Source organism: Streptomyces sp. SGAir0957 (assembly GCF_043523415.1).
Window position 1 is genome coordinate 6,775,790 of sequence record NZ_CP027293.1, and the last position, 20,808, is coordinate 6,796,597.

Genomic DNA, 20,808 nt, shown 5'->3' on the forward strand with positions numbered 1-20,808 from the left:
TGTTTCGTCCGGGGCCGCCGGCAGGCAGAATCCCCCCGGGCCTTTCGGAGCTGCACGTTACCCCGTACGTCCGGGGCGGGTGGAGCCCGGGTTAACGCCTGTTCATCCAGGGACTACCGTGACACACGACATCGGGGGGAACCATGGGACGTATCTCACGCCGCGCCTTCGCTCTCGGCGCCGGACTCGCACTGGCCGGGCTGACCGCCGGTGACGCCGTGGCGGGCAGCGGCCACCACCACCGCCCCCGGCACGACATGCGCGGGATGTGGCTGGCCACCGTCGCCAACCGGGACTGGCCCTCGCGCCCCGGGCTGAGCGCGGACGCACAGCGCGCCGAGCTGCTCGCCCACCTGGACACGGCGGTCCGCCGCAAGCTGAACGCGGTGATCTTCCAGGTGCGGCCCACCGCCGACGCGCTGTGGCCCTCCCGCCACGAGCCGTGGTCCCAGGTGCTCACCGGCGTCCAGGGCGAGGACCCCGGCTGGGACCCGCTCGGCACCGCCGTGCGCGAGGCCCACCGCCGCGGCCTCCAGCTGCACGCCTGGTTCAACCCGTACCGCGTCGCCAACCACACCGATCCCGGCCGCCTCGTCGCAACGCACCCGGCGCGCGTCCACCCCGACTGGGTCGTCCCGTACGGCGGGAAGCTGTACTACAACCCGGGGCTGCCCGACGTCCGGCGGTTCGTGCAGGACGCCATGCTCGACGCGGTCACGAAGTACGACATCGACGCCGTCCACTTCGACGACTACTTCTACCCCTATCCGGTCGCGGGCCAGACGTTCGACGACGACGCGGCGTACGCGCGGTACGGCGGAAAGTTCGCGGACCGGGCCGCCTGGCGGCGCGACAACATCGACCGCCTGGTGCGGGAGATGTCCCGCCGCATCCGCAAGGCGCGGCCCGGGACCCGGTTCGGGATCAGCCCCTTCGGGGTGTGGCGCAACCGGGCCACCGACCCGGAGGGCTCGGACACCACGGCGGGCGTGCAGACCTACGACGACCTGCACGCGGACACCCGTAAGTGGGTGCGCGAGGGCTGGATCGACCATGTGGTGCCGCAGGTGTACTGGAACATCGGCTTCCCCGCCGCCGACTACGCGAAGCTCGTGCCCTGGTGGGCGGAGACCGTACGCGGCACCGACGTCGGCCTCTACATCGGCGAGGCCCTCTACAAGGCGGGCGACCCGGCCCAGCCCGCGGCCTGGCAGGACCCCGCGGAGCTGTCGCGGCACCTCACCTTCGCGGGGCGGTTCCCCGAGGTGCGGGGGCACGTCTACTTCTCCGCGAAGGAGGTCGGCCAGGACCGGAACGGCGCCCTGGCCCGGGCCGTCGCGGACCATTACGGCCGGTTCTAGGGCCGGTGGCCTCCGGCCGGTTCTCCTCCGGCCGGATCTCCTCCGGCCGGATCTCCGGTGGCCGGTTCTCCGGTGGCCGGATCCGGCCAGACCCGGCTCCGGCTCACTCCTTGCGGCCGGTGACCGGCTGGACCACCGCGTCCGGGCCCGGGGACATGATGGCCTCGTGGCCGTCCTCGAAGCGGACGCGGAACGGGGGACCGCCGTCGGCGCCGAGGACCTCGACGATCTGTGCGACCCGGTTGTGCTGACCGACGATCCGGCCGCGCATGAGCAGCCGGTCGCCCACGGTTGCGTGCATCAGGAGTGACCTCCTCGCCGTGCCCGTATGGTGCGCCAAGTCTACGGCGGGACAGGGGAGTTGGGACCCCGGTCGTTCGGTCAGCCGCGGGCGCGCTGGGTCACCGCGATACAGACCAGGACCGCGACGGCGGTGAGCGGCGCCGCGATGGTCAGCGACTCGCCGAGCAGGAGCACCGACCACACGAGCGTCAGCAGGGGCTGCGCGAGCTGGAGCTGGCTGGCCTTCGCGATGCCGATCAGGCTCATGCCCTTGTACCAGACGACGAGGCCGAGGAACTGCGAGCCCGCCGCCACCCACAGCAGGCCCGCGACCGCGTGCCCGGTGAGCCGGACCGGCTCGGACGCCAGCGCTACCGCCGTACCCGCCACGGCCGGCGGCAGGCACAGGACGAGCGCCCACGCGATGACCTGCCAGCCGGGCATGGCCGAGGCGAGCCGGCCGCCCTCGGTGTATCCGGCCGCGCAGATCAGCAGCGCGCCGAACAGGTACAGGTCGGCCCGGGTGAGGGCGCCCCCGCTCTGCTGCACGGTGAACGCGATCACCGCCGCCGCGCCCGCGCAGGCCGCGATCCAGAAGGCGCGGGAGGGCCGGGCCCCGGTGCGCAGCGAGGAGAACACGGCCGTGGTCAGCGGCAGCAGGCCCACGACGACCGCCGAGTGCGCGGTCGTCGCCGACTGGAGGGCCAGCGTCGTCAGGATGGGGAAGCCCAGGACCACGCCGGCGCCGACGACGGCAAGCCCCGGCCAGTGCCGCCGGGCCGGTACGGGAACGCGCAGGACGAGCAGACCGCATCCCGCGATGAGCGCCGCGAGCACGCTGCGGACGGCCACCAGCGACCACGGACCGAACCCTTCGAGGCCCCAGGCGGTGGCGGGAAAGGTGAGCGAGAAGGCGAGGACGCCGAGCGCGGCCAGCGCCGTGCCGGACGCGGCGGGCCGTGGAGGCGCGGGAGCGGTGACCGCTATCGGTGAAACGTCGGTAGCGCTATTCTGTGTCCTCATGCACGAGCGTAGCAGCGTGAATGAACTGGCGAAACAGCTGCGGGACGAGCTGAACCGCTACTCAGAGGGTGAGAAGCTGCCGTCGAGCCGGGCGCTCGTCGACCGGTTCCGGGTCAGCCCGGTGACCGTCTCCCGCGCGCTCGCGCAGCTCGCCGGGGAAGGGCTCGTGGTGACCCGGCCGGGCGCGGGAGCCTTCAGGGCCGCCCCGCGCGCCACCGCCCCCGTGGGCAACACGTCCTGGCAGGAGGTGGCCCTCAGCGCCGACTCCGCGGCCGAAGCGGTGCCGCGCTCGGTGGACGCCTCCGGGGTGCTGGCCACGCTGGCCGCGGCGCAGCCCGGCGTCATCGAGTTCAACGGCGGCTATCTGCACGAGGCGCTGCAACCGGTCGGCGCGATGTCCGCCGCGCTCGCCCGTGCGGGGCGCCGCCCCGGCGCCTGGAACCGGCCGCCCATCGACGGCGTGCCCGAGCTGCGGGACTGGTTCGCGCGCGGCATCGGCGGCGCCGTCACCGGCGCCGAGACCCTGGTCACCTCGGGCGGCCAGTCCGCCCTGGCCACCGCGTTGCGGGCGCTCGCCCCGCCCGGCGCCCCCGTCCTCGTCGAGTCGCCCACCTACCCCGGGATGCTGGCGCTCGCGCGCGCGGCGGGCCTGCGCCCCGTCCCCGTCCCCGTCGACCGGGACGGCGTCCGCCCCGAGCTGCTGGCGCAGGCGTTCCGGGCCAGCGGCGCCCGGCTGTTCGTGTGCCAGCCGCTGTTCCAGAACCCCACGGGGGCGGTGCTCAGCGCCGAGCGGCGCCCCGAGGTGCTGCGCATCGCGCGCGAGGCCGGGGCGTTCGTCGTCGAGGACGACTTCGTGCGCCGCCTCGTGCACGAGGACGCGGGGCCGCTGCCGCGCCCGCTGGCGAGCGACGACCCGGACGGTGTCGTCGTGCACGTCTGCTCGCTCACCAAGGCGACCTCGCCGAGCCTGCGCATCGGCTGCCTCGCCGCGCGCGGCCCCGTCCTGGAGCGGCTGCGCGCCATCCAGGTCGTCGACCACTTCTTCGTGCCGCGCCCCTTGCAGGAGGCCACGCTCGAACTCGTCGGCTCACCGGCCTGGCCGCGTCATCTGCGCACCGTGGCACGGGAGTTGCGGGGCCGCAGGGACACGCTCGCCGCCGCACTGGCCGCCCGCCTGCCCGACCTTGTCGTGGACCACGTCCCGGTCGGCGGCTACCACCTGTGGGCCCGCCTTCCCGACGGCACCGACGAGCGCGGGCTCGCCGCGGGCGCCCTGCGGGCGGGCGTCGCGGTGGCCCCGGGGCGCCCGTACTTCGCGGCCGAGCCGCCGGCCCCGTACCTGCGGCTGAGCTTCGTGGCGGTGGCGGGGGCGGCGGAGATCACCGAAGGGGTGCGGCGCCTTGCGGCAGCCTGCGGTAGTCAGTGGTGAGGACGAGGTCCTTCGCCGGGCCGCGCACCCGCCACACCGTCCGCCAGCTGTCGTCGTCGTACACCTCGAACTCGCCCCGGTAGAGATCGGCCGAGCAGGGGTGGTCGGCGATGTGGCGGCCGTCGCGCAGGTCGAGGCCGTGGAAGAAGCGGCTGTCGGAGAAGTGGACGACGGCCGTGCCGGGTGTCTCGCCCGGCAGGTAGCGCAGCGTCCGCTCGGCGGGCCGTGCGACGCCGCGCCACTCGAACGTGCCGGACTCGAAGTGCAGCAGCCCGCCGCCGTCCTCCGCCGTGAACGCCGTGGTGCCGGTGAACGCGCCGGTCGCGTCGTCGGCGAGATCCCGCACGGTCCGCTCCACGCGCCAGTCCCCGGCCAGGAACGCCAGCACATCGGAGACCGGCCGGAATGCGCCCCTCACACCCATCACTCCCGTACGAAACGCCAAGCGGGCCGGTTCGGCCCGCTCCCATTCTCTCCCTGCCGGGTCTTTCCCTGCCGGGTCCGCGATCATCCTGTTGATTGCATAAACGTGCAGCGCGACGTATAGTCATGCCATCAAGGAGGAGGGTTCCATGGCGGTACGCGCTGCAGTGGCGGGAGCGAGTGGGTACGCGGGCGGCGAAGTATTGCGCCTGCTGCTCGCCCACCCCGAGGTGGAGATCGGTGCCCTGACGGGCAACTCGAACGCGGGACAGCGGCTGGGTTCCCTCCAGCCCCACCTGCGCCCCCTCGCCGACCGCGTCCTCCAGGAGACCACCGCCGAGGTGCTGGCCGGGCACGACGTCGTCTTCCTCGCTCTGCCGCACGGACAGTCCGCCGCCGTCGCCGAGCAGCTCGGCCCGGACGTCCTCGTCGTCGACATGGGCGCCGACTTCCGGCTGAAGGACGCGGCGGACTGGGAGAAGTTCTACGGCAGCCCGCACGCCGGGACCTGGCCCTACGGCCTGCCCGAGCTGCCGGGCGCCCGCACCGCGCTGGCAGGGACCAAGCGCATCGCGGTCCCCGGCTGCTATCCGACCGCCGTCTCCCTCGCCCTGTTCCCCGCGTACGCGGCCGGGCTCGTCGAGAGCGAGGCCGTCGTCGTCGCCGCGTCCGGGACCTCGGGCGCGGGCAAGGCGGCCAAGCCCCACCTCCTCGGCAGCGAGGTCATGGGCAACATGACGCCCTACGGCGTCGGCGGCGGGCACCGGCACACCCCCGAGATGATCCAGAACCTCAGCGCGGCGGCGGGGGAGCGGGTCACCGTCTCCTTCACGCCGACGCTCGCGCCGATGCCGCGCGGCATCCTCGCCACGTGCAGCGCGAAGGCCAGGGGCGGCGTCACCGCCGAGACGGTCCGCGCAGCGTACGAGAAGGCCTACGCCGACGAGCCGTTCGTGGAGCTGCTCCCCGAGGGGCAGTGGCCCGCCACGGCCGCCGTGCACGGGTCGAACGCCGTGCAGATCCAGGTCGCGTACGACGAGGCGGCCGGCCGTGTCCTCGTCATCGGCGCCATCGACAACCTCACCAAGGGCACCGCCGGCGGCGCCCTGCAGTCCATGAACATCGCCCTGGGGCTCGACGAGACCACCGGGCTTACGACGATCGGAGTCGCGCCGTGAGTGTGACGGCAGCCAAGGGATTCCAGGCCGCGGGCATCGCCGCCGGGATCAAGGAGAGCGGGAACCCGGACCTGGCCCTCGTGGTCAACCGCGGCCCCCGCCTGGCCGCCGCGGGCGTCTTCACCTCCAACCGCGTCAAGGCCGCCCCCGTCCTCTGGTCCGAGCAGGTCCTCAAGGGCGGCCTCGTCTCGGCCGTCGTCCTCAACTCCGGCGGTGCCAACGCCTGTACGGGGCCGAAGGGCTTCCAGGACACGCACGCCACCGCGGAGAAGACCGCCGAGGTCCTCGACCTGAACGCGGGAGAGGTCGCCGTCGCCTCCACCGGGCTCATCGGCGTCCTGCTCCCCATGGACAAGCTGCTCCCCGGCATCGACATCGCCGCGGGCAAGCTCTCCGAGCACGGCGGCGAGAAGGCCGCCATCGCCATCAAGACCACCGACACGGTGCACAAGACCGCCGTGTACGAGGGAGACGGCTGGACCGTCGGCGGCATGGCCAAGGGCGCGGGCATGCTCGCCCCCGGCCTCGCCACGATGCTCGTCGTCCTCACCACCGACGCCGACCTCGACAGCGAGGTCCTGGACAAGGCGCTGCGCGACGCCACCCGCCTCACCTTCGACCGGGTCGACTCCGACGGCTGCATGTCCACCAACGACACGGTGCTGCTGCTCGCCTCCGGCGCCTCCCAGGTCGCCCCCGGCTACGCCGAGTTCGCGGAAGCCGTCCGTGCCGTCTGCGACGACCTCGGCCGCCAGCTCATCGGCGACGCCGAGGGCGCAAGCAAGGACATCAAGGTCGAGGTGGTCAACGCGGCGAGCGAGGAGGACGCCGTCGAGGTGGGCCGCTCCATCGCCCGCAACAACCTCCTCAAGTGCGCCATCCACGGCGAAGACCCCAACTGGGGCCGCGTCCTGTCCGCCATCGGCACGACCAGGGCCGCCTTCGAACCCGACCGTCTCAATGTCGCGATCAACGGCGTATGGGTCTGCAAGAACGGCGGCGTCGGCGAGGACCGCGACAAGGTCGACATGCGCTTCCGCGAGGTCACCGTCACCGCCGACCTCGCGGCCGGCACCGAGACGGCCACCATCTGGACGAACGACCTGACCGCCGACTACGTCCACGAGAACAGCGCGTACTCCTCATGAGCGACAGCCCGAGCCACCATCAGCCCACCGCGCGGAAGCACACCGCGCTCCCCAAGGCCCGCACGCTCATCGAGGCGCTGCCCTGGCTGACCCGCCACCACGGCAAGACCGTCGTCATCAAGTTCGGCGGGAACGCGATGGTGGACGAGGAACTGAAGGCCGCCTTCGCCCAGGACGTCGTCTTCCTGCACCACGCCGGGCTCAAGCCCGTCGTCGTGCACGGCGGCGGCCCGCAGATCAGCAAGGCCCTCGACCGGCACGGCATCGTCAGCGAGTTCAAGGCGGGCCTGCGCGTCACCACCGAGGACGCCATGGACGTCGTACGGATGGTGCTCGCCGGACAGGTCCAGCGCGAGCTGGTCGGCCTGCTCAACCAGCACGGCCCGCTCGCCGTCGGCCTCACCGGCGAGGACGCGCACACCATCACCGCCACCAAGCACCAGCCCCGCATCGAGGGCGAGTTGGTCGACATCGGCCGCGTCGGCGAGATCACCGAGATCGACACCGGCGCCATCGAGGCCCTGCTCGCCGACGGCCGCATCCCGGTCGTCTCCTCGATCGCCCGCTCCCAGGACGACCACCATGTCTACAACGTCAATGCTGATACGGCGGCTGCGGCACTCGCTGCTGCGCTGGACGCCGAGACGCTGATGGTCCTGACCGACGTCGAGGGCCTCTACGAGGACTGGCCGCACTCCGACGAGGTCATCAGCCGGCTCACCGCCACCGAACTCGAGAAGCTGCTCCCCGACCTGGCGAGCGGCATGGTGCCGAAGATGGAGGGCTGCCTGTACGCCGTGCGCAACGGCGTGCACACCGCCCGCGTCATCGACGGCCGGGTCCAGCACTCGATCCTGCTGGAGATCTTCACGGACGAAGGCATCGGCACGATGGTCGTGCCCGACGCGGAGGGGGAGACCGAGGGATGAGCGAGCACGCCAAGAACGCAGCGCTGACCACACGCTGGCAGGGCGCCCTGATGAACAACTACGGCACCCCGCGCCTGCCCCTGGTCAAGGGCGCGGGCGCCCGGCTGTGGGACGCCGACGGCAAGGACTACCTGGACTTCGTCGGCGGCATCGCGGTCAACGCGCTCGGTCACGCCCACCCCGCGGTCGTCGAAGCGGTCAGCACCCAGATCGCCTCCCTCGGCCACGTCTCGAACCTCTTCGTCGCCGAGCCGCCCGTCGCCCTCGCCGAGCGGCTGCTCCAGCTCTTCGGCCGGGACGGCGCCGTCTTCTTCTGCAACTCGGGCGCCGAGGCCAACGAGGCCGTGTTCAAGATCGGCCGGCTCACCGGCCGAAACCACATGGTCGCCACCACCGGCGGCTTCCACGGCCGCACGATGGGCGCCCTCGCCCTCACCGGCCAGGCGGGCAAACAGGACGGCTTCACCCCGCTCCCTGGCGACGTCAGGCATGTCCCGTACGGGGATGCCGACGCACTCCGCGCGGCCGTCACCGAAGAGACGGCCTTCGTCATCATCGAGCCCATCCAGGGCGAGAACGGCGTCGTGACGCCCGGCGACGGCTACCTCAGGGCGGCCCGGGAGATCACCCGCGCCACCGGCACCCTGCTCGTCCTCGACGAGGTGCAGACCGGCGTCGGCCGCACCGGCCACTGGTTCGCTTACCAGGCGGACGAAGGCATCGACCCGGACGTCGTCACGCTCGCCAAGGGGCTCGGCGGCGGCCTCCCGCTCGGCGCGACCATCGCCTTCGGCGAGACGGCGCGGCTGCTCAAGCCCGGCCAGCACGGCACGACGTTCGGCGGCAACCCCGTCGCCTGCGCCGCCGGGCTCGCCGTCCTCGACACCATCGCCACCGAGGACCTTCTCGCCCACACCAAGCGCGTCGGCGAAAGGCTCAAGGCCGGAATCGAATCGCTCGGCCACCCGCTGGTCAGCCATGTCAGGGGCGCGGGCCTCCTGCTGGGTATCGTGCTCACCGGGCCGCGCGCACCGCATGTGCAGCAGGCGGCCCAGGACGCGGGCCTCCTGGTGAACGCGCCCGCACCCGACGTCGTCAGGCTCATGCCGCCGCTGAACCTGACCGACGCCGAAGCGGACACGTTCCTCGCGGCGCTGCCAGGCGTCCTGGACACGGCCGCGGCCGACGGGGAAGCAGGAGCCTGAGGAATGGGACGACGACGATGACCAGCAAAGCGGAGCAGGCAGCGAACGACGAGCGGGCGGCGCTCAACGCGGCACTGGCGCAGCCCCCTCATGGTCCCGCCGTGCCGCAGACGCGCACCGCACGCCACCGCCGGATCGTGGACATCCTCAACCGGCAGCCCGTGCGGTCGCAGAGCCAGCTGGCGAAGCTGCTCGCCGACGACGGGCTCAACGTCACCCAGGCCACGCTCTCCCGTGACCTGGACGAACTGGGCGCCGTCAAGATCCGCAACACCGGCGGCGAGCTGATCTACGCCGTCCCCAGCGAGGGCGGCTTCCGCACCCCGCAGGCGCCGCTCGGCGAATCGGCCAAGGAGGAGCGGATGCGCCGCCTCGCCGGTGAGCTGCTCATCTCGGCCGAGGCATCGGCGAACCTGGTGGTGCTCCGCACACCGCCGGGCGCGGCCCAGTTCCTCGCCTCCGCGATCGACCAGGCCGAACTCCACGTCATCCTCGGCACGATCGCGGGCGACGACACGTTGATGCTGATCAGCAGAGACCCGGAGGGCGGCCAGTCCCTGGCAGAACACTTGCTACGCCTGGCCCAGAACGACCACTGACCGGCACCCGGGTGAGTTCCGCCCTTCCGGCAGTGGTCAGCGCCGGTCCGGGTGAATCCAGCCCCTCCGGCGATTGAGGAGCGGGGTCCGGGGCGGAGCCCCGTGACCTCGGCTCCAGCGCCGGAGGGGGCGGCAAAAGTGGCGCTCAGCCCTTCTCGGCGACCCGGGCGGAGCCCCTGGCCCGGTACGACATCCACGCGGCAACAACCGCCCCGGACACGTTGTGCCACACAGAAAACACCGCGGCGGGCAACGCGGCCAAGGGACTGAAGTGCGCCGTGGCCAGCGACGCGGCAAGCCCGGAGTTCTGCATCCCGACCTCGAACGCCATCGCGCGCGACGCGGGCGGCCCGAGCCGGGCCACCTTCCCTGCGCCGTAGCCGAGGGCGAGCCCGAGCCCGTTGTGCAGGACGACGGCGAGGAACACCAGGGCCGCGGCCGACTTGATGGCGTCGGCGCTGCCCGCGACCACCACCGCCACGATCACGGCGATGGTCAGCGCGGAGAGCCACGGCAGCAGCTTCAGGACCCGGTCCACGTAGCGGCTGAGCAGCAGCCGCACGACGAGCCCCGCAAGGACCGGCAGGAGCACGGTCTTGAGGATGTCCGTCATCATCGACCCGGCGTCGACCGGCAGGTACGCCCCCGCGAGCAGCAGCGTCAGCGGCGGTGTGATCAGCGGGGCGAGCACGGTGGAGACGGTGGCGACGGAGACGGAGAGGGCGACGTCGCCGCGCGCGAGGTAGGTCACGACGTTGGACGCCGTGCCGCTCGGGGCGCAGCCGACGAGGATGACACCGGCGGCGAGCTGTGGCGAGAGCCCGAGCGCGTGGGCGATGACCCAGCCGAGCCCCGGCATGATCACATAGTGCGCGACGAGCCCGAGCCCCACGGCCCACGGACGCTGGGCGACCCCCTTGAAGTCGCCGAGGGTCATGGTGAGGCCCATGCAGAACATCACGACGCCGAGCAGGTAGGGCACGTTCGGGCCCCATCCGGCGAAGGTGTCCGGGGTGGCGAGCCCGAGCGCGCCCGCGACGAGGACGAGGACGGGAAAGACGGTGACCGCGAGCCGGGCGGCCCGGTCGGCGGTCCCGCTCGCGCTGGAGGTCGTGTGTTCGGTTTCGCTGTGCACAGGCCGATGCAACGCCGTGGACCTGCGCGGACGCAATCGCGTCTCGATATGTGGTCGCTACACGCGCTTCGTCCGGTGCGACGACGAGGGGCTCAGTACCGGATCAGAGCCGTCGCCCCGCCCGTCGTCCCGATCGCGATGTGCGGCGCCCGGCCCGGCCGCACCCACGTCAGGATGCGCCGCATGTCCGCCTTCGGCACGGACACGCAACCGGCCGTCGCCGCCCGCCCGTTGACGTGCAGGAAGATCCCGGCGCCCCGGCCGCGCACCGGGCGCTGGTAGTTGAAGCCGACGACCAGCGCGTGCGCGTACTGCGTCGGGTAGGACGCGAGCCGCTCCGACTCGGCGGCGCGGCAGTCGCGCGGGCGCGGATCGGTCCACCGGTTGTAGGAGCGCGAGCGGTTGTCCTCGCACCACCAGGAGGTGGCACGCACCCGGCGATAGGAGACCGAGGTACCGGCCGGGGCCGCCGCCTTGCCGAACGCGAAGGGCAGGTCGTAGAGCCCGGTCGGGGTCGTGTTCGTGCCCTGCTTGCGCCGGACCCCCTCTACGAGCCCCTTCGCGCCGAACCGCGCCCGCGCGGAGCCGGCCTTCACCCAGCGCCCGTCGGACAGCCGGTTCCACCACGTGACGGTGCCGCTGGTCGAGGACGTCCGCGGCGCCTCGGCGGTGATCAGCTGGCTGCCGCCGCCCGTGTCCGCCATGCGGGCGGGCAGCGGGGCGGCGGCGGAGGCGGAGGCGGACGGCGCGGCGCCGAGCACGGCGCAGACGGCGACGGCGCTCGCGATACCTGCTCGTAAGGGACGCATGGCTCAGAACGTAGCGGGCGGCAGCGGCAACGGCAGCCCCGGTAGTCCGTCCAGGCTGGATCCGATGTGCTCCTTCTTCTGGAAGTACGCGTCGAGCGAGGCGTCGTCCTCGCGTGCGAACCGCTTGCCGTGCAGATCGCGGTCCTCGTCGTACGTCATGAACGGCACGGCGTACCCGCAGGTGTCGCGGACCAGTTCGGCCCGTACGAGGATGATCGCGCGCAGGCCGTGCGGCGTCGGGTCGATGTCGGGGAAGTGGGAGAGCAGGCCGGTGAAGCGCGGGTCGTCGCGGAAGACGGGCTCGCCGCGCCCGTGCACCCGGACGATGTTGGGCGGGCCCTGGAAGGCGCACCACATGAGTGTGATCCGGCCGTTCTCGCGGAGGTGGGCGATGGTCTCCGCGTTGGAACCGGCGAAGTCCAGGTAGGCGACGGTCACTTCGTCGACCACGGCGAAGGAGCCCTTCAGGCCCTTGGGGGAGAGGTTGACCGTGCCGTCGCCGTCGAGCGGCGCCGTGGCGGTGAAGAAGACCGGCTGGGACTCGATGAAGGTGCGCAGGCGACCGTCTATGCGCTCGTAGCTTTTACCCATGCCGGGATTATGGCCCCTGTCACCGGCCGCGTTGACGATTCATGCGGAACTCTGCATAATCATGCACAGTGACACTGGACCGCTACCGGACCGGCTTGAGGAGCAGCACGTGAGCAGCAACACCGGCGATGTCCGCCTCTGGGGCGGCCGGTTCGCCGACGGCCCCGCCGAGGCCCTGGCGAAACTCTCCGCCTCCGTCCACTTCGACTGGCGCCTCGCCCCGTACGACATCGCGGGCTCCCGCGCCCACGCGCGCGTGCTGCACAAGGCGGGCCTGCTCACCCAGGACGAACTGACCCGCATGATCGCGGGCCTGGACCAGCTCGAGGCGGACGTCGCGGACGGCTCCTTCGTCGGCACCATCGCCGACGAGGACGTGCACACCGCCCTGGAGCGCGGCCTCCTGGAGCGGCTCGGCCCGGACCTCGGCGGCAAGCTGCGCGCGGGCCGCTCGCGCAACGACCAGGTGGCGACGCTCTTCCGGATGTACCTGCGCGACCACGCCCGCGTCATCGCCTCCCTGATCGCCGACCTCCAGGAAGCCCTTGTCGGCCTCGCCGAGGCGCACCCGGACACCGCCATGCCCGGCCGCACCCATCTCCAGCACGCCCAGCCGGTGCTCTTCGCCCACCACGTCCTGGCCCATGTCCAGTCCCTGTCGCGGGACGCCGAGCGGCTGCGCCAGTGGGACGAGCGGACGGCGGTCTCGCCGTACGGTTCGGGCGCGCTCGCGGGCTCCTCGCTCGGCCTCGACCCGGAGGCGGTCGCCGCGGACCTCGGCTTCGAGCACGGCTCCGCCGCCAACTCGATCGACGGCACGGCCTCGCGGGACTTCGTCGCCGAGTTCGCGTTCATCACGGCGATGATCGGCGTCAACCTCTCCCGGATCGCGGAGGAGGTCATCATCTGGAACACGAAGGAGTTCTCCTTCGTCACCCTCCACGACGCCTTCTCCACCGGCTCCTCGATCATGCCGCAGAAGAAGAACCCGGACATCGCCGAGCTGGCGCGCGGTAAATCCGGCCGTCTCGTCGGCAACCTGACCGGCCTGATGACGACCCTCAAGGCCCTCCCGCTCGCCTACAACCGCGACCTCCAGGAGGACAAGGAGCCGGTCTTCGACTCCTGCGACCAGCTGGAGATCCTGCTCCCGGCGTTCACCGGCATGATGGCCACGCTCACGGTCAACCGGGCGCGGATGGAGGAGCTGGCCCCGGCCGGCTTCTCGCTCGCCACGGACATCGCCGAGTGGCTGGTCAAGCAGGGCGTGCCGTTCCGCGTCGCGCACGAGGTCGCGGGCGAGTGCGTCAAGGTCGCCGAGTCCGAGGACAAGGAGCTGGACGAGCTGACCGACGACCAGTTCGCGAAGATCTCCGAGCACCTCACCCCCGAGGTCCGCACGGTGCTGAACGTGCCGGGCGCGCTCGCCTCCCGCTCCGGCCGCGGCGGCACGGCGCCGAGCGCGGTCGCCGTCCAGCTCGCCGAGGTCAAGCAGGACCTGACGGTGCAGCGGGCGTGGGCCGACGCCAAGAAGTAGCCGCCACCGGCACATGAGGAGGGCCCGGTTCGTCCGTACGCGGACGGGCCAGGCCCTCTGCCGTGCGCGCCCGGGCGGGCCCTCTGTCGTGCGCGCCCGTGCTGTCAGCGCCGGGACCGCGCCCCGCTCCCGTAGCTCGACATGTCGAGCAGCAGCCCGATCAGCACCACGAACCAGCCGATGCCCCGCACCCCGACGACAGGGGCGTACGCGAAGACGTAGGCCAGGGTCGTCCACGGCACGAAGAGCAGCCCGAGGAACGGCAGCAGCCTGCCGGTGAAGGCGCGATCCACGACGTTGGTGAACAGCCAGGCGAGGACGAGCGCGACCCGCGGCCCGATCGCCGCCATCGCCGCGAAGACGCAGCACCCCATGCCCGTACCTCCCGAGACCGGTCCTGACCGCGCTGCCGCACCGTCACACTGCTGTCAGTCGTAACACTGGGTGAGCGCACCGGCCACTTGAGTGATCTGCCGCGCGCCCCTTGATGAGACATCACTGTCTCATATGCGTTATCGTCGTCTCATGCCCGTCGATCGCGAACAGGTGCTACGAAGCGCCGCCGCCCTGCTCACCCGCAAGTCCACGGCCACGATGGACGAGGTCGCACGCGCCGCCGGCATCAGCCGCGCCACCCTGCACCGCCAGTTCGCGGGCCGCGACGCCCTCGTCCGCGCCCTGGAGGACCTCGGCATCCGCGAGTGCGACCTCGCGCTCGACCGGGCCCGCCTCGACGACGGCCGGGCCGAGGACGCGCTGCGCCGGCTCATCGGCGCGATGGAGGAACCGGCCCCGCTGCTCGCCTTCCTCGTCACCGAGAACCAGCTCTTCGAGGGCGACGAGCAGCACGAGGGCTGGGCCCGCCTCGACGCCCGGATGGCGGCACTGTTCCGGCGCGGCCAGGAAGCGGGCGAATTCCGGATCGACCTGACGCCCGTATGGCTGACCGAGGCGCTCTACGGCCTCATCGGCAGCGGCGCCTGGGCCGTGCAGGACGGCCGGGTCGCCGCCAAGGACTTCACCTACATGATCGCCGAGCTGCTGCTCGGCGGCGCACGACGGAGAGTGGAACCATGACAAGCACGAAGCAGCACACCCCGGAGGCGGAGGTGGTGTCGCGCCCCGCACGGTGGCTCGCGCTCAGCGTCCTCGTGCTCGCGGTGCTGCTCGTCGCCGTCGACGCGACGGTCCTCGGCCTCGCGACCCCGTACATCAGCGAGGACCTGAAGCCCTCCGGCACGCAGCTGCTGTGGATCGGCGACGTCTACTCGTTCGTCATCGCCGGGCTCCTCGTCTCCATGGGCAGCCTCGGTGACCGTATCGGCCGCAAGAAGCTGCTGCTGCTCGGCGCCGTGGCGTTCGGCGCGGTCTCCGTCCTCAACGCGTACGCCACCTCGCCGGAGCTGATGATCCTCGCGCGCGCCCTGCTCGGCGTGGCCGGCGCGACGCTCATGCCCTCCACCCTCGCCCTGATCCGCAACATCTTCCACGACCCGCGCGAACGCTCCCTGGCCGTCGGCATCTGGGGTGCCATGGCGTCGGCGGGCGCGGCGGTCGGTCCGGTCGTCGGCGGCTTCCTGCTCGAACACTTCTGGTGGGGCTCGGTCTTCCTGATCAACCTGCCCGTCATGGCGGTCCTGGTCGTGGTCGGCGCCAAGCTCATCCCCGAGTCGAAGAACCCGGTCCCGGGCCCCTGGGACCTGGTCAGCGTCGGTCTCTCCCTCGTCGGCATGATCGGTGTGGTCTACGCGGTGAAGGAGGCGGCCGCGCACGGCTTCCGCTGGGACGTGGCGGTCTCCGCGGTCCTCGGCGTGGCCGCGCTCACCTGGTTCGTCCGCCGCCAGTACGCGCTGCCCGCGCCGCTCCTCGACATGCGGCTCTTCCGCAGGCGCGGCTTCTCGGGGGCGGTCCTCGCCGACCTCCTCACCGTCCTCGGCCTGTCCGGGCTCGTCTTCTTCCTGTCCCAGTTCCTCCAGCTCGTGCAGGGGCGGCGGCCGTTCGAGGCGGGCATGGCCGAACTGCCCGCCGCCATCGGCGCGGTGGTGGCCGGCCTGATCGCCGGGGTCGTGGCGCGGCGCTTCTCCGTGCGGGCCGTCGTCGCGGGCGGCCTCGCGGCCATCGGCGTCGCCCTGGCCGCACTCACGACGCTGAGCAAGGACACCGGCTACCCGCTGCTCGGCGCGGTGCTCCTGGTCGTCGGCGTCGGCGCGGGCTTCTCGTTCACGGTCACCGCCGACGTGATCCTCTCCAGCGTGCCCAAGGAGCAGGCGGGCGCGGCCTCGGCGGTCTCCGAGACGGCGTACGAACTCGGCGCGGCCCTCGGCATCGCCCTGCTCGGCTCCATCGTCACGGGCGTCTACGCGGGCTTCACGGCACCGCCGGGCACCCCGGCGGACGTGGCGTCGGCGGCGCACGAGTCGCTGGGCGGGGCGGTCGAGGCGTCCTCGTCGCTGCCCGCGGCCGAGGCGCACACTCTGCTGACCTCGGCGCAGAACGCGTTCGTGGACGGGCTCCAGGTCGCGGCGGGCATCGGCGCGGCGGTCCTGCTCGCGACGGCGGTGGCGGCGTGGTTCCTGCTCAGGGGCCAGCACCTGGAGAAGTGACGCACCGCTTCGCACATGCCTGAGCCCCGGTCACCGACCGGGGCTCACACACGTCTCCAAGCCTTAAGCGGCCTTCGCCTTCGTGGCGTACATGTCCACGTACTCCTGGCCCGACAGGCGCATGACCTCCGCCATCACCGAGTCCGTCACGGCCCGCAGCACGTAGCGGTCGCGGTCCATGCCGTCGTAGCGGGAGAACTCCATCGGCTCGCCGAACCGCACGGTCACCCGGCCGGGGCGCGGCATGCCCGCGCCGCCCGGCTGCAGCTTGTCCGTGCCGATCATCGCGAACGGGACGACGGGCGCGCCCGTCATGAGGGTGAGCCGGGCGATGCCGGTGCGACCGCGGTACAGGCGGCCGTCGGGGGAGCGGGTGCCCTCCGGGTAGATCCCGAAGATCCGGCCCTCCTCCAGGATGCGGCGGCCGGTCATGAGCGCGGCGACACCGCCGTTGGCGCCGTCCCGGTCGACCGGGATCATGCCGACGCCGGTGAAGAACCAGGCCATCGCGCGGCCCTTGAGGCTCTTGCCGGTGACGTACTCGTCCTTGCCGATGAAGCAGACCTGCCGGTCGCAGACGAGCGGCAGGATCATCGAGTCGATGAACGTCAGATGGTTGCCCGCCAGGATGACGGGACCGGTGCCCGGAATGTTCTCGGCGCCTTCCACACGCGTGGGGAACATCAGGCGCACGATCGGTCCGAGCACTGCCTTGATGAACGCGAAGCGGGACAACGGGCCCTCCGGTGTCAAGGAATGGGTGATGGGGTCTGTGCAGGTGAGGACGATACTCGCGGGCGGGTACCCCACGCACATCGGGTTCACGGACTCGAAACGCACAGTTGACGCGAATCAGACGTCCCGCACATGGCGAAAAGGACACCCAGGATCCATCCCGCATCGCCCTGACGTTCCGTCCGGGGTCTCCCGCTGGTCACTTCCGCCCACCTACGATCGGTCGCGCTTCGACAGGCGCAGGGCGGTCACCGGTGGGAGGAGTGCTTGATGGGGAACGAGAAGTCACAGCGGACGCAGGGTGCACAGGAGTCGCGGGCCGGGGGAGCCGTCGGCCGTCGCACGCTGCTCGGCGCCGCCGTCCTCGGGGCGGGTGCCGCCGCGCTCGCCGCGCCAGGCGCGGCCGCGGCCGCCGGCCGCGCCGACAGCCGTGACAGTGGTGGACATCACTCCGGAAAGGGGTACAAGAGCCTGCCCGTGCCCACGATCGTGGCGCACCGCGGCACCAGCGGCTACCGACCCGAGCACACCCTGGGCTCCTACCAACTCGCGCTCGACATGGGCGCGCACGTCATCGAGGCCGGCGACATCGTCCCCACCAAGGACGGCCGTCTCGTATGCCGTCACGAACCGGAAATCGGCGGCACCACGGACGTGTCCGCGCACCCCGAGTTCGCGGGCCGCAGAACCACGAAGGTCATCGACGGGGTCTCCACCACGGGCTGGTTCACCGAGGACTTCACGCTCGCCGAGCTGAAGACCCTGCGCGCCAAGGAGCGCATCCCCGGCACCCGCCAGCACAACACCCTCTACGACGGGCGCTGGGAGATACCCACCTTCGAAGAGGTCCTCCAGTGGCGCGCCGAGCAGAGCCGGAAGCGCGGCCGCGAGGTGTGGATCCACGTCGAGACCAAGCACCCCACCTACTTCCGCAAGCTCGGCCTGGGTCTGGAGGAGCGCCTCGCCAAGCTGCTGCGCGCCCACCGCCTCGACAAGAAGGACTCGCCCGCCTTCCTGCAGTCCTTCGAGCCGACGAGCATCCAGCGCCTGAACAAGCTGGTCGGCAATCCGCTCGTCGTCCTGCTCTCCACGGCGAACTCCCGCCCCGCGGACTTCGTCGACATCGGCGACCCGCGCACCGTCGCCGACCTGATCACCCCCAAGGGGCTCCAGGAGATCGCGACGTACGCGCAGGGCATCGGCCCGACCCTGGACCTGATCATCCCCAAGGACGCGTCGGGGCGGCTCACGCAGCCGACCACCCTCGTCAAGGACGCGCACCGGGCCGGGCTGATCCTCCACCCGTACACGATGCGCAACGAGAACACCTTCCTGCCCGCCGACTTCAAGAAGGGCACGGACCCCAACGCCTACGGCGACGCGTTCGGCGCCTTCCAGGCGTACTTCGCGACCGGCATCGACGGGATCTTCACCGACAACTGCGACACCGGTCTTCTGGCCCGCGAGGACTTCCTCAACGGCTGAGCCGAACGCAAGGCGCCGCGAGGTTACGCGAGGCTCCGCGAGTTCCCGCGAGGTCCCGCGTGGCCCCGAACGGCCTCGCGAGGCTTCGTCAACGGCTGACCGGTTCGCCCCGGTTGGAGTGAGACGCCGCCGCCCCGGCAACCCCGCGCCGGGGCGGCCGCGTCCCGCCGGACATGACGTACGACAAGGTGATCGAAGCCCTGCGGCCCCTCCTCGCGGCGGAGGCCCGCGCCGAACTGCCCGGCACCGCCGAACACCGCGACCTCGAACAGGCCGTGTGGCTCCGCCTCCTGGAGCACCTCGCCGCCCAGGGCCCACCGCCCGACCCGGCGGCCTGGCTCACGGCGGCCGTCCGCGCCGAGGCGCGCCTCCAGCGCCGCGCGGACCTGCGGGAACTCCCGTACGCCGAGGAACCTGCCACCGAGCGGGAACGGTCCGATCCCGAGCGGCGCGCCCTGGACCGGGAGCGGGCCCGCGCCCTGTACGCGGCGATCCGCCGGCTACCCGGACGGTGTCCGCGCCTCATGAATGCGTTCTTGTCCCCCGAGGACCTCACCTACCGTGAAATCGCAGGCGAGTTGGGTATCTCACAGGGCAGTCTTGGGCCGGAACGTGCCAGATGTCTGGGATGCCTCCGCAGAATCCTCGCCTCCGAGGTTGCGCCCGCACCGCGCAGGGGAAAAGGGTGAGGGGACAACCGGCGGAACAGGTGAGCGGGAGGCATGCACACATGGGCATGAGCGTGACCATCTCTGCGGCGACCGAAGCGGACACCGAGCAGATCCTCAAGCTGCAGTACCTCTGCTACCAGAGCGAGGCACAGCTCTACGGCGACTACTCCATCGAGCCGCTCACCCAGTCCCTGGACTCGGTCAGGGCGGAACTGACCGGCGGCACTGTTCTGGTGGCCCGCCTCGGCGACGAGGTGGTGGCATCGGTGCGCGGCACGGTCGACGCCGACGGCACCGCGCGGATCGACAAGCTCATCGTGCACCCGCGCATGCAGCGCCACGGCCTGGGCGGGCGGCTGCTCGCCGCCGTCGAGTCCGCGCTCACCTCGGGGAGCGCGGCCAAGCGGATCGAGCTCTTCTCGGGCCACCGCAGCGAGCACAATCTGCGCCTGTACCGCAGGCACGGCTACACGCCCGTGTCGACCAGGCGGGTCGACGAGCGGCTGACGCTGATCACCCTGGCCAAGGACGTCGAGGCGGTGGCCGCGGCGCCGGCGGCCGAGGCGTTCGTGGCTAGCGCGTAGCGGTCCGCGCCCGGCGCAGCCAGAACAGCGCCGAGACGGGCAGGAGCACCGGGATGAACAGGTACTCCATGCCGTAGTCGGACCAGACGGTGGAGTCCGCGAACGCCGAGGGCTCCACCAGCGTCCACGTCCCGACCGCGAGGACGCCCACCAGCTCGGCGCCGCAGCATACGCGCGCCACCTTCCGGGCCGTCTCGCCGCCACGCACCAGCGAGTACGTGATGAAGCCGTAGACGACGCCCGCGACGGCGGAGAGGGAGTAGGCGAGCGGCGCCTTGCCGAAGTCCGTCGCGATCTGGAAGACGGAGCGCGACACGGCACCGACCACCATCACGCCGTAGAGCCAGACGAGCAGCGTGCCGGGGCCGCTGGTCAGCCGCCGGGAGCCGGCACCCTTGTCCGTCTCTTCCGTCTCTTCCGTCTCTTGCGTCTCTTCTGCCTCGTCCGCCCGGCCGGTCTCCTCGGAAGCCACAGCCACCTCATCCTCCCCAGATGTCATAGAGCCGTACTTCGAGAACGGCGAGGACCACGCCGCCCGCGGCGACCGTGACCGAACCCCAGCGCGTGCGCTCCGCCAGCGACATGAACCCGGCCGCGGGGACGCAGGCGAAGGCCCCGATCAGATACGCGACGAAGATCGTCGTGCCCTGCGCCGGCTTCTCGCCACGGGCCAGCTGCACGATGCCGATCACCAGCTGCACCAGAGCGAGCGCCGAGACCACGGCCATACCGATGAAGTGCCAGTCCTTGGTCGGCTGGTCGCGGTAGGCGGCGAAACCGCACCACGCGGCGAGCGCGAGCGCGGCGAGACCCGTCACCAGGGTCAGGGCATCAAGCATGGGCGCACCCTATTACGGGCCAAAAGGCCCGATGCGCTCGGCCCCGCGCTGTCCGCCGGGACCGTGGCGTTGGCCACAACGTACGAGGCGCGCGGGATCGGGCGGACCGGCTGGGGCGGGGGCCGTCCGCCGTGTCAGTACTGGTCACCGGGGCGGGTGCGGAGAGCGCCGCAGGCGTCCGGGCCGCGTCCGGGGCCGTCCAGCGCTGTCCGCTATTCGGACAACGCAGGCCACGCCGGTCC

The 20,808-nt window shown here is 71.9% G+C and carries 24 protein-coding genes; 13 read left to right on the top strand and 11 right to left on the bottom strand.

Going from position 1 to position 20,808, the window contains the following annotated elements; translation table 11 throughout:
* Positions 1–143: 143 nt before the first annotated feature.
* Positions 144–1,361 (top strand): glycoside hydrolase family 10 protein, encoded by a 1,218-nt coding sequence (locus tag C1N81_RS35515; protein WP_394435437.1) that lies wholly within the window; start codon positions 144–146, stop codon positions 1,359–1,361.
* Between the two features lie 103 nt (positions 1,362–1,464).
* Here the strand turns inward: C1N81_RS35515 and C1N81_RS35520 are convergent, their stop codons facing one another.
* Together C1N81_RS35520 and C1N81_RS35525 are read right to left on the bottom strand one after the other, a co-directional pair.
* Positions 1,465–1,662: a DUF1918 domain-containing protein gene (locus C1N81_RS35520; RefSeq protein ID WP_394435439.1), complete on the bottom strand. Its 198-nt coding sequence runs from the start codon at positions 1,660–1,662 to the stop codon at positions 1,465–1,467.
* Between the two features lie 80 nt (positions 1,663–1,742).
* Complete coding sequence (locus C1N81_RS35525) at positions 1,743–2,666, bottom strand: DMT family transporter (RefSeq protein ID WP_394435440.1); 924 nt, start codon at positions 2,664–2,666, stop codon at positions 1,743–1,745.
* Between C1N81_RS35525 and C1N81_RS35530 the strand changes: the two genes are divergently transcribed.
* Positions 2,665–4,095 (top strand): aminotransferase-like domain-containing protein, encoded by a 1,431-nt coding sequence (locus C1N81_RS35530; protein ID WP_394435441.1) that lies wholly within the window; start codon positions 2,665–2,667, stop codon positions 4,093–4,095. The genes C1N81_RS35525 and C1N81_RS35530 overlap by 2 nt on opposite strands.
* On the opposite strand, the gene C1N81_RS35535 is transcribed toward C1N81_RS35530, so the two are convergent.
* Positions 4,046–4,519 carry a DUF6314 family protein gene (locus tag C1N81_RS35535; RefSeq protein WP_394438453.1) on the bottom strand — a complete coding sequence of 158 codons (474 nt, stop codon included), beginning with the start codon at positions 4,517–4,519 and terminating at the stop codon, positions 4,046–4,048. The two genes, C1N81_RS35530 and C1N81_RS35535, sit on opposite strands and share 50 nt — an antisense overlap.
* A 148-nt stretch (positions 4,520–4,667) precedes the next feature.
* On the opposite strand from C1N81_RS35535, the gene argC reads away from it, so the two are divergent.
* From argC to C1N81_RS35560, 5 genes are read left to right on the top strand one after another with little or no spacing between them, the layout of a single operon-like run.
* On the top strand, positions 4,668–5,696 hold the full coding sequence (argC, locus tag C1N81_RS35540) for an N-acetyl-gamma-glutamyl-phosphate reductase (protein ID WP_394435443.1): 1,029 nt from the start codon (positions 4,668–4,670) through the stop codon (positions 5,694–5,696).
* A complete protein-coding gene (argJ, locus tag C1N81_RS35545; protein WP_394435444.1) occupies positions 5,693–6,844 on the top strand; it encodes a bifunctional glutamate N-acetyltransferase/amino-acid acetyltransferase ArgJ in 1,152 nt (383 codons plus the stop codon). The genes argC and argJ overlap by 4 nt, the downstream gene beginning before the upstream one ends.
* A complete protein-coding gene (gene argB / locus C1N81_RS35550; protein WP_394435445.1) occupies positions 6,841–7,773 on the top strand; it encodes an acetylglutamate kinase in 933 nt (310 codons plus the stop codon). The genes argJ and argB overlap by 4 nt, the downstream gene beginning before the upstream one ends.
* Entirely contained in the window at positions 7,770–8,978 is a 1,209-nt protein-coding gene (locus C1N81_RS35555; protein ID WP_394435446.1) for an acetylornithine transaminase, read from the top strand. Before argB ends, C1N81_RS35555 begins: the two co-directional genes overlap by 4 nt.
* A gap of 17 nt (positions 8,979–8,995) precedes the next feature.
* The gene (locus tag C1N81_RS35560) at positions 8,996–9,577 is read left to right on the top strand and encodes an arginine repressor (protein WP_394435447.1); all 582 of its coding nucleotides are present in this window, start codon (positions 8,996–8,998) and stop codon (positions 9,575–9,577) included.
* Positions 9,578–9,722: 145 nt separating this feature from the next.
* Here C1N81_RS35560 and C1N81_RS35565 read toward each other — a convergent pair whose 3' ends face one another.
* The 3 genes from C1N81_RS35565 to C1N81_RS35575 form a co-directional block, all read right to left on the bottom strand.
* A complete protein-coding gene (locus C1N81_RS35565) occupies positions 9,723–10,712 on the bottom strand; it encodes a bile acid:sodium symporter family protein (protein ID WP_394435448.1) in 990 nt (329 codons plus the stop codon).
* Between the two features lie 92 nt (positions 10,713–10,804).
* Positions 10,805–11,521 (bottom strand): L,D-transpeptidase family protein, encoded by a 717-nt coding sequence (locus C1N81_RS35570; RefSeq protein ID WP_394435449.1) that lies wholly within the window; start codon positions 11,519–11,521, stop codon positions 10,805–10,807.
* Between the two features lie 3 nt (positions 11,522–11,524).
* A complete protein-coding gene (locus tag C1N81_RS35575) occupies positions 11,525–12,112 on the bottom strand; it encodes a pyridoxamine 5'-phosphate oxidase family protein (RefSeq protein ID WP_394435450.1) in 588 nt (195 codons plus the stop codon).
* Between the two features lie 109 nt (positions 12,113–12,221).
* On the opposite strand from C1N81_RS35575, the gene argH reads away from it, so the two are divergent.
* Positions 12,222–13,649 (top strand): argininosuccinate lyase, encoded by a 1,428-nt coding sequence (gene argH / locus C1N81_RS35580; RefSeq protein ID WP_394435451.1) that lies wholly within the window; start codon positions 12,222–12,224, stop codon positions 13,647–13,649.
* Between the two features lie 104 nt (positions 13,650–13,753).
* Here argH and C1N81_RS35585 read toward each other — a convergent pair whose 3' ends face one another.
* Positions 13,754–14,023 (bottom strand): hypothetical protein, encoded by a 270-nt coding sequence (locus tag C1N81_RS35585; protein ID WP_394435452.1) that lies wholly within the window; start codon positions 14,021–14,023, stop codon positions 13,754–13,756.
* Between the two features lie 151 nt (positions 14,024–14,174).
* Here C1N81_RS35585 and C1N81_RS35590 point away from each other — a divergent pair, with 151 nt between their 5' ends.
* Positions 14,175–14,726 carry a TetR/AcrR family transcriptional regulator gene (locus C1N81_RS35590; protein ID WP_394435453.1) on the top strand — a complete coding sequence of 184 codons (552 nt, stop codon included), beginning with the start codon at positions 14,175–14,177 and terminating at the stop codon, positions 14,724–14,726.
* Positions 14,723–16,252: an MFS transporter gene (locus C1N81_RS35595; protein WP_394435455.1), complete on the top strand. Its 1,530-nt coding sequence runs from the start codon at positions 14,723–14,725 to the stop codon at positions 16,250–16,252. Before C1N81_RS35590 ends, C1N81_RS35595 begins: the two co-directional genes overlap by 4 nt.
* A 63-nt stretch (positions 16,253–16,315) precedes the next feature.
* Here C1N81_RS35595 and C1N81_RS35600 read toward each other — a convergent pair whose 3' ends face one another.
* The gene (locus C1N81_RS35600) at positions 16,316–17,068 is read right to left on the bottom strand and encodes a lysophospholipid acyltransferase family protein (RefSeq protein WP_394438455.1); all 753 of its coding nucleotides are present in this window, start codon (positions 17,066–17,068) and stop codon (positions 16,316–16,318) included.
* A gap of 204 nt (positions 17,069–17,272) precedes the next feature.
* Positions 17,273–17,434, bottom strand: coding sequence for a hypothetical protein (locus tag C1N81_RS35605; RefSeq protein WP_394435456.1), 162 nt, complete (start codon positions 17,432–17,434; stop codon positions 17,273–17,275).
* Positions 17,435–17,464: 30 nt separating this feature from the next.
* Between C1N81_RS35605 and C1N81_RS35610 the strand changes: the two genes are divergently transcribed.
* The 3 genes from C1N81_RS35610 (at position 17,465) to C1N81_RS35620 (ending at position 19,727) form a co-directional block, all read left to right on the top strand.
* Positions 17,465–18,472 (top strand): glycerophosphodiester phosphodiesterase, encoded by a 1,008-nt coding sequence (locus C1N81_RS35610; protein ID WP_394435457.1) that lies wholly within the window; start codon positions 17,465–17,467, stop codon positions 18,470–18,472.
* Positions 18,473–18,645: 173 nt separating this feature from the next.
* Positions 18,646–19,161 carry a sigma-70 family RNA polymerase sigma factor gene (locus C1N81_RS35615; RefSeq protein ID WP_394435458.1) on the top strand — a complete coding sequence of 172 codons (516 nt, stop codon included), beginning with the start codon at positions 18,646–18,648 and terminating at the stop codon, positions 19,159–19,161.
* 41 nt (positions 19,162–19,202) lie between these two features.
* The gene (locus C1N81_RS35620) at positions 19,203–19,727 is read left to right on the top strand and encodes a GNAT family N-acetyltransferase (RefSeq protein ID WP_394435459.1); all 525 of its coding nucleotides are present in this window, start codon (positions 19,203–19,205) and stop codon (positions 19,725–19,727) included.
* Here the strand turns inward: C1N81_RS35620 and C1N81_RS35625 are convergent.
* Together C1N81_RS35625 and C1N81_RS35630 are read right to left on the bottom strand one after the other, a co-directional pair.
* Positions 19,717–20,103 (bottom strand): hypothetical protein, encoded by a 387-nt coding sequence (locus C1N81_RS35625; RefSeq protein WP_394438456.1) that lies wholly within the window; start codon positions 20,101–20,103, stop codon positions 19,717–19,719. The two genes, C1N81_RS35620 and C1N81_RS35625, sit on opposite strands and share 11 nt — an antisense overlap.
* A gap of 103 nt (positions 20,104–20,206) precedes the next feature.
* On the bottom strand, positions 20,207–20,566 hold the full coding sequence (locus tag C1N81_RS35630; protein ID WP_394435460.1) for a hypothetical protein: 360 nt from the start codon (positions 20,564–20,566) through the stop codon (positions 20,207–20,209).
* Positions 20,567–20,808: the final 242 nt, after the last annotated feature.